Annotated in this window: 6 protein-coding genes; 5 read left to right on the top strand and 1 reads right to left on the bottom strand. The window is 74.1% G+C overall.

Going from position 1 to position 7,557, the window contains the following annotated elements; genetic code table 11:
* The 4 genes from HMPREF3159_RS00575 to HMPREF3159_RS00560 all read left to right on the top strand — a co-directional run.
* Positions 1-895 (top strand): SGNH hydrolase domain-containing protein (locus tag HMPREF3159_RS00575; RefSeq protein WP_305764308.1); only part of this gene is annotated, 895 nt, incomplete at its 5' end.
* 85 nt (positions 896-980) lie between these two features.
* On the top strand, positions 981-3,167 hold the full coding sequence (locus HMPREF3159_RS00570; RefSeq protein ID WP_070499078.1) for a DUF6541 family protein: 2,187 nt from the start codon (positions 981-983) through the stop codon (positions 3,165-3,167).
* Positions 3,164-4,483 carry a M18 family aminopeptidase gene (locus HMPREF3159_RS00565; protein ID WP_070499077.1) on the top strand — a complete coding sequence of 440 codons (1,320 nt, stop codon included), beginning with the start codon at positions 3,164-3,166 and terminating at the stop codon, positions 4,481-4,483. The genes HMPREF3159_RS00570 and HMPREF3159_RS00565 overlap by 4 nt, the downstream gene beginning before the upstream one ends.
* Before the next feature lie 74 nt (positions 4,484-4,557).
* A complete protein-coding gene (locus HMPREF3159_RS00560; protein WP_070499076.1) occupies positions 4,558-6,684 on the top strand; it encodes an acyltransferase family protein in 2,127 nt (708 codons plus the stop codon).
* Between the two features lie 24 nt (positions 6,685-6,708).
* Here the strand turns inward: HMPREF3159_RS00560 and HMPREF3159_RS00555 are convergent, their stop codons facing one another.
* Complete coding sequence (locus tag HMPREF3159_RS00555) at positions 6,709-6,975, bottom strand: hypothetical protein (protein ID WP_070499075.1); 267 nt, start codon at positions 6,973-6,975, stop codon at positions 6,709-6,711.
* 92 nt (positions 6,976-7,067) lie between these two features.
* Here HMPREF3159_RS00555 and HMPREF3159_RS00550 point away from each other — a divergent pair, with 92 nt between their 5' ends.
* On the top strand, positions 7,068-7,472 hold the full coding sequence (locus HMPREF3159_RS00550; protein ID WP_070499074.1) for a hypothetical protein: 405 nt from the start codon (positions 7,068-7,070) through the stop codon (positions 7,470-7,472).
* The last annotated feature ends 85 nt before the right edge of the window (positions 7,473-7,557 follow it).

The following is a 7,557-nucleotide window of genomic DNA, read 5'->3' as shown; positions in this document are numbered from 1 at the left end:
GGCCGGCGGCTGGTGGGGCGTGCTGCAGCGCACCCCGTCCTCCCCGCCGCCGGTCGCAGGAGAGGACGCGATCCCCACCGACGAGGTCGCGACCGAGGCCCCGGCGCAGCTGCGCCCGGAGGGCTGGGACCTCGGCAGCCAGTGGCCCGAGCTGCCCGAGAGCTGCTCGGGGGCGTGGGATCCCGCGAGCGACTTCCCGCACACGCGCTGCCAGCAGCTGCTGCCCGGGGACGCGGAGCCGTCCGAGACGATCGTGGTGGTCGGGAGCTCCCACGCCCGCCAGTACATCCCCGCCCTGCTGCCCACGGCCGAGGCCCGCGATGCCCAGATCGTGAACCTCGCGATGGACGGCTGCGCCTTCCTCGCCGGCACCGAGCGGTGGCCCTACTGCGCGGGCTACGACGAGTGGGTGCTCGAGTACCTCGACGCCGTCGAGCCCGACCTCGTGGTGACCACCGTGACCCAGACCGCCCCCGACTCCGCCGCGGAGACCCTGCCGGAGGGCACCGAGGGCGCCGTGCAGACCCTGCTGGACCGCGGCATCGACGTGCTCGCGATGCGGGACACGCCGCGCTGGGAGACGGACCAGTACTCCTGCCCGGAGGCGGTGATCGAGGGCGGCGGCACCCCGGTCGAGGCCGACGAGGCCTGCGGCGCGGACGCCTCCGCGAAGCTCGCGCCCGAGAACCCCGCGGGCTCGCTCGAGTCCCTCACCGGTCCCGGCTCCTCCGTGAGGGTGCTGGACCTCACGGAGGAGATCTGCCCGGGCGGTCGCTGCTCCCCGATCCTCGGCGACACCTATGTCTACATGGACGACGACCACCTGACCCGCGTGTTCGTCGAGGAGGTCCTCGCCGCGGCGGTGACGCGCGAGCTCGCGGCGGCGACCGGATGAGCAGGTCGCAGGACCGACGGACGACTAGCATGATCCGGACCCTCGGGGCGCCCACGCCCCGCCGATGGACTGCAGGAGGCCGTGCGTGGACGTTCTGAGAGTGCTCGCCGTGCTGGTCGCGGCACTCTTCGTGCTCGGCGCGCCCGGACTGCCGACGGTCCTGGCGCTGCGGCTGCGGCCGCTGACGGCCCTCGCCGTGGTGACCCCGGTCTCGGCCGTGCTGATCGCCGCCTCCGCGGAGCTCGGCCACCTCCTCTCCATCCCGTGGACGGTGCTCTCCCCGCTCGTGCTCGGCCTGGTCCTCGGCGGCCTGCTGTGGTCGGCCGGCATCGGCCGACGCCGCTCCCGGCACACCCACCGCGTCGGTGCCCCGGAGCCCGTCGCGCACGACGCGGCGGAGGACGGGGACGACACGGCGGCCGACGGCGCCGACGCGGCGACCCCCGATTCGCAGACCGTCGACGCAGCGCACGACACCGAGGGCGCCGCCTCCTCCACGTCCACGGCGACCGCCGCGGCGACGAACACTGCCACAGCCACGACGACCACGGGCGTCCCCGAGACCGCCCTCGGGCGCGCCCTCGGCACCCGCCGCGGCCGCGCCGCCACGATCCTGCTCGGCCTCGCGATCGGCGGCGGGTACATCCTGCTGCGCGCACTGGACATGATGGGCGGCCTGTTCCGGGTCAACCAGTCCTACGACAACGTCTTCCACCTCAACGCCGTGCGGCACATCCTCCGCCTCGGCGACGGCTCCGCCTGGACCGTGGGCGGGATGACCACCCTGCCGGGCGAGGAGACCTTCTACCCCGCGCTCTGGCACCAGACCGTGAGCCTGGTCGTCCAGCTCTCCGGGCAGGACATCGTCCTGGCCTCGAACCTCGTGATGCTGCTGCTGGGCACGACGGTGTGGCCGCTGGCGCTGATGGCGCTGGTGCGCACCGGCACGAACGCGGGCCCCGCCGGCTGGCTGGCCGCGGGCGCCCTGGCCGGGGTCGCCTCCGCCTTCCCGCTGTCGATGATGTCCTGGGGCGTGCTGCTGCCCTATCTGTACTCGCTGTCGATGATGCCGCTGGTGCTGATGCTGATCGTGCACCTGGTGCGCCTGGCGCCGGACGGGGAGCAGCGCCTCACCGGGGGGCAGCTCGGCGTGCTGGTGCCCGCCGTCTCCGGGGCGGTCGCGCTCGCCCATCCCCAGGGGGTGTTCGTCGCGCTCGTGATGGGCGTGCCGATGATGGTGTGGGCCGTGCTCGCCACGGCGACCGATCTCGTGCGCCGCCGCCCGCGCGCCGGGATCCGGCTGGCCCTGCTCGTGCCGCTGACCGCCCTCGTCATCGTCGTCGGCCACGACATCTGGCACCGGTTCCGGCCCGTGGAGGCCTCGGCCGCCGTGTGGGGCCCGAACGCCACGACGGAGGAGGCGATCTGGCAGACCCTCACCCTCGCCCCGAACGCGACCCCGATCTGGCTGCCGCTCGGCGTTCTCGTGGCGCTGTGCGTGCTCGCGGTGCTGATCGGATCCCGCTCCCGCTGGCTCGTGATCGCCTTCCTCGCCGCGGGCGCCCTGTCGGTCGCGACCCGCTCGCTGCCCGTCGACGACCTGCGCTACGAGCTCACCGGCAACTGGTACAGCGACAACAACCGCATCACGGTGATGCTCGCGACCGCCGCCGTCCCGCTGCTCGCCGTCGGCCTGGACCTGCTGCTGCGATGGGCCGCACGGCTGCTGCCCGTCCTGCGCGGCACCGCCGGCGCCGTCCTCGCCGTCGCGCTCTGCCTCGCCATCATCGCCGTGGGCTACTTCTCCCCCAGCACCGAGGTGTCCGAGACATATCTCGAGCGCGAATGGCGCAGCGACAACCTGCTCAGCGATGACGAGCGGGCGCTGCTGCTGATGCTGCCGGAGGTGGTGCCCGAGGACGCCGTCATCGCGACCAACGCCTGGAACGGCAGCTCGCTGGCCTACGCGATCTCGGACCGCGAGGTGCTCAACACCTTCATGAGCTTCCAGGCGGAGGATGAGGTGCACCTGCTCAACGGCCACCTCGACGATGCGCAGAGAGACCCCGAGGTGTGCGATGCGGCGGAGGACCTCGGGGTGGACTACGCGCTGGACTTCGGGCCGAAGGAGATCCACGGCCGATCCGCGACCTACACCGGGCTCAACGAGATCTCCGAGACCGGCGCCGCCGAGGTGGTGCTGCAGGTGGGCGACGCGAAGCTGCTGCGCATGCTCCCCTGCCGCGGCACCGATGGTTCAATGAACGGGTGACCCCCTTCTCCGCCGCGTCCCCCTCCCCCCGCGCCCGCGCCGCCGCGCTCGACCTCGGCGCCTTCGTCACCGCCTCCCCCTCGAGCTTCCACGCCGCCCGCGAGGCGGCCCGACGCCTGGCCGCGGCGGGCTTCACCGAGCTGGTGGAGACCGCGCCCTGGACCGCAGGCGACGTCGCCGGCGACCGCTACGTGCTGCGCGACGGCTCGCTCATCGCCTGGTCCGCCCCCGAGGGCGCGGACGCGGCCACCCCCTTCCGGATCGTCGGATCCCACACCGACTCCCCCGCCCTGAAGGTCAAGCCCGATCCCCGCTTCGGCGCCGAGGGGCTCAGCCAGGTGGGCGTCGAGATCTACGGCGGGCCGCTGCTGAACTCCTGGCTGGACCGCGAGCTGCGCCTGGCCGGCCGGCTCGCCCTGGCCGACGGGTCGACCGTCCTCGTGGACACGCCGGGGCTGCTGCGCATCCCGCAGCTCGCCGTGCACCTGGACCGGGGCGTGAACAAGGACGGCCTGACCCTGGACCCGCAGCGGCACATGCAGCCGGTGCTCGGCTTCGCGGGCCTGGACGTGCTGGAGATCCTCGCCCATCACGCCGGGGTGGGCCGCGCCGACATCGTCGGCCTCGACGTCGTCACCGTCGACGCTCAGGCCCCGGCGCTGTTCGGCGCCGACGAGGAGTTCCTCGCCTCGGGCCGGCTCGACAACCTCACCTCCGTGCACGCCGAGGTGGAGGCGCTCACGACGGTCGCCGGCGCCGCCCGCACGGGGACCGCGGAGGGCCCCGCCCCGATCGCGATGATGGTCGCCAACGACCACGAGGAGGTCGGCTCGGCCACCCGCTCCGGCGCCGCCGGCCCCTTCCTCGAGGACGTGCTGGTGCGCGTCCACGCCGCGCTCGGCGGCGACGAGGCGAGCCGCCGCCAGGTCCTCGCCTCCTCCCTCGTGCTCTCCGCGGACGCCGGCCACGCCGCGCACCCGAACTACCCCGAGCGCCACGACCCCGTGACCAGGCCGCGCCTCGGCGAGGGTCCGATGCTGAAGATCAACGCCCAGCAGCGCTATGCGACCGACGCCGTCGGCATCGCCGCCTTCGTCGCCGCCTGCGAGCGGGCCGGGGTGCCGCACCAGCACTTCGTCTCCCACAACGCCATGCCCTGCGGCTCCACGATCGGGCCGATCACCGCGACCCGCCTGGGAATGACCACGATCGACGTGGGCATCACGCTGCTGTCCATGCACTCGGCCCGCGAGATGTGCGCGACCGCGGACCCGCTGCTGCTGCAGCAGGCCTGCGCCTCCTTCCTCCGGGGCTGACGCCCCGCACGACGGCGCCCTGCGCATCACCTCTCCCCCTCCCGTCCCTCCCCGAGATCCTCCGAGTCCCCTCCATGCCTTCGCAGCCCTCCTCCCCCGTCCGCGCCGGGACCGCCGCAGCCGGTGCCGCTCCCGCGGGCGGGTCCACGCCCGCCGGTCGCTTCCGCCCCGAGCTGCACGGCCTGCGCGGCCTCGCGATCGGCCTGGTCGTGCTCTACCACGTCTGGTTCGACCGGGTCTCCGGCGGCGTGGACGTGTTCCTGTTCATCTCCGCGTTCCTGCTGGTGGGGACGTTCCTGCGCAAGGCCGATGCGGGCCGGGCGATGCGTCCGCCGGCCTACTGGGCCCGCACCTTCAAGCGGCTGCTGCCGCCGACGGCCGTGGTCGCGCTCGCGACCCTCGCCGGGGTGTACCTCGTGCTTCCCGCGGACCGCTGGATGACCGCGCTCACCGATGCGATCGGCTCGGTGCTGCACGTGGAGAACTGGGTGCTGGTCCGGCGGGGCGTGGACTACTACGCGGCGGAGGAGACCGGCGCCTCGGCCTTCCAGCACTTCTGGTCGCTGTCCATCCAGGGGCAGGTGTTCCTGGCGTGGCCGCTGCTGATCGCGGGCGGCGTGCTGCTGGCGCGGTGGCGCGGCTGGTCCGTGCGCGGCGTGCTCGCCGTCGTCTTCGCGCTCGTGCTGGTGGCGTCCTTCGCCTGGTCGGTGCACTCCACCGCGGTCCAGCAGGAGATCGCCTACTTCGACACCTTCGCCCGGCTGTGGGAGTTCGCGGCCGGGTCCCTGCTGGGCCTGGCGCTCCCGGTCTGGGAGGAGCGCCGCGCCCGCACCGGCCGGCGCCGCCGTCCCCGTCCCCGCACCGCCCTGGTCCCGGTGGTGATGGGCTGGGCGGGCATCATCGGGCTCGTCTCCTGCGGCCTGCTGGTCGACGTGCAGGGCGCCTTCCCGGGCTGGATCGCGGCCTGGCCGCTCGCGGCCGCGGCGCTGGTGCTGTGCTCCGGCACCACCGGGCACCCCCTCGGCGTGGACCGTCTGCTCTCGACCCGTCCCGGCCGGGTGCTCGGCGACATCTCCTACGGCCTGTACCTGGTGCACTGGCCGCTGCTGACCCTCTACCTCGCCCGGGCCGGGAAGGAGCGCGCCGGCCTGCTCGACGGGCTGGTTCTGATCCTGCTCTCGCTGGTCCTCGCCTGGCTGCTCACGAAGGTCGTCGACACCCCGGTCCGGCGCTGGCGCTGGGCGGGAGCGAAGGCGCGGCGCGGCGGCCTCGTGGTCCTCAGCTGCTTCGTCCTCGCGCTCGCACCGATGATCGGCGCGCAGCAGCACCTGCTGGGCGAGCAGCGCGAGGCGGAGGCCCGCGCCGTGGCCGACAACCCCGGCGCCCGCGTGCTGGACCCCGATTTCACCGTCCACCCCGACGCGGACCCGTCGGCCGAGCCGCTGCCCACCGCGGCGACGATCGGGAAGGACTGGTTCACCGGGACCGAGCCGTGCACGGGCGCTCTCGAGCCGCAGGGCGAGGCCGCCGAGCGGCTCTCCACCCGCTGTGCGCAGATCCCCGGCGAGGAGGGGGGCCCGGTGCTGGTCAGCGCCGGCAACTCCCGCATCGAGCAGTTCACCGGCGCACTGGCCCCGCTCGCCGCGCGCGAGGGATGGACCGTGATCACGCTGTGGGAGGGCGGCTGCACCTACGCGCCCGACGCTCATGTCAACGAGGTCTGCGACCGGTTCAGCGCCGACACCGAGGCGTACATCGAGCAGATCGCGCCGGAGGCCGTGGTGCTGAACACGACCTTCCTCTCCACCGACTACGAGGAGACGGTGGTCCCCGGGATCGAGCAGACCCTCGCCTCGCTCGGCGCGCAGGGCTCGACGGTGATGGCGCTGCGGGACCAGCCGCGGCTGGAGGTCGAGCCGGTGCCCTGCACGGAGGAGAAGGGCACGGAGGACCCCTCCTGCATCTCTCCCCTGCCGGCCCCGCTGGCCGAGGAGCGCCCCGACGCGGCGCTGCTCGAGCAGGCGCCGGGCCCCGTCGTGCCGCTGGACGTCAACGACCTGATCTGCCCGGGCGGCGAGTGCCCTCCGGTGATCGGGAACGTGCGCGTCTCGCTCGACGACGACCACATCACCGAGACCTACGCGATCTCGATGCAGGGCGAGGTCGATGCGCGCCTGCGGGAGGGCGGCTTCCGCTGGTGACGGGCGCCGACGACGGACGAGGCCTCAGCCTCGGCGGGCGATCTCCTCGACCGCGTCCTTCGCGGCGCGCGCCCGCACGGTCGCCTCGTGGTCCTCGCCGTGCTCGCGTCGCGCGTCCTTGAGCAGCTCGTCGGCCTGGTAGTAGGCGTCCTCGAGCTGGCCCGCCTCCGCGGTGGCCTCGGCGAGCTCGGCGCGCAGCGTGATCGCCTCGGGCGTCGTGGACTCGCCCTCCTCGAGCAGCGTGAGAAGGCGTCGGGTGGTGTCGCGGACGCGCTCGGCCGGGGTGCTCATCAGGGTCTCCTCGTGCTGGTGATCGACACCTGATCCTACGTTCCCCCGCCCGGCGCGGCGGCCCCGCGTCCCGGCAGTAGGCTGGGCGCGAGATGGAGATCAACCCCTACGACTCGCGTCTGCGCATGCTGCAGCAGATCGACACCGTCGCGATGCAGCGCGAGGCGGCTCCCGACGAGGAGACCGCCGGCTGTCCGGGGTGCCCGTTCTTCTGGACCTGCCCGGTGCCGCACCGCGGCGAGGAGGTCCGCGTCCCGCAGGAGCCGACGGCGGCCGAGGGCGAGGAGCTCCTGCCGGGCCGTCGCCCCTTCGTGCCCCGGGACGAGTCCGACGTCGGCTGGACCGACGTGTGGGTCGACGAGGACGGCCTGCGGATCGACCCCGAGGAGCTCGAGCAGCCCGAGCCGGCGCAGGAGCTGGAGCCGTCCTTGGAGTCCGCGCCGCCGCAGGAGGAGCCCGCGCGCCGTCGCCGCTGGTGGAGGCGCTCACGGGGCTGAACGACCCGCCGCGGTCCGGGCCCGGGAGGCTCAGCCCTCGGCGTCGTGCCCGGCCGGGCAGCCCCCGCCGCGCAGGGTCCGCCGG

Origin of the sequence: Brachybacterium sp. HMSC06H03 (assembly GCF_001807385.1) — a bacterium.
GTDB lineage: Bacteria > Actinomycetota > Actinomycetes > Actinomycetales > Dermabacteraceae > Brachybacterium > Brachybacterium conglomeratum.
This window is presented reverse-complemented; position numbering and strand designations above follow the sequence as displayed.

Excerpts from the sequence above, each read along its gene's own strand:
- HMPREF3159_RS00560 (WP_070499076.1), top strand. The coding sequence starts at position 4,558 with ATGCCTTCGCAGCCCTCCTCCCCCGTCCGCGCCGGGACCGCCGCAGCC.
- HMPREF3159_RS00555 (WP_070499075.1), bottom strand. The coding sequence starts at position 6,975 with ATGAGCACCCCGGCCGAGCGCGTCCGCGACACCACCCGACGCCTTCTC.
- HMPREF3159_RS00550 (WP_070499074.1), top strand. The coding sequence starts at position 7,068 with ATGGAGATCAACCCCTACGACTCGCGTCTGCGCATGCTGCAGCAGATC.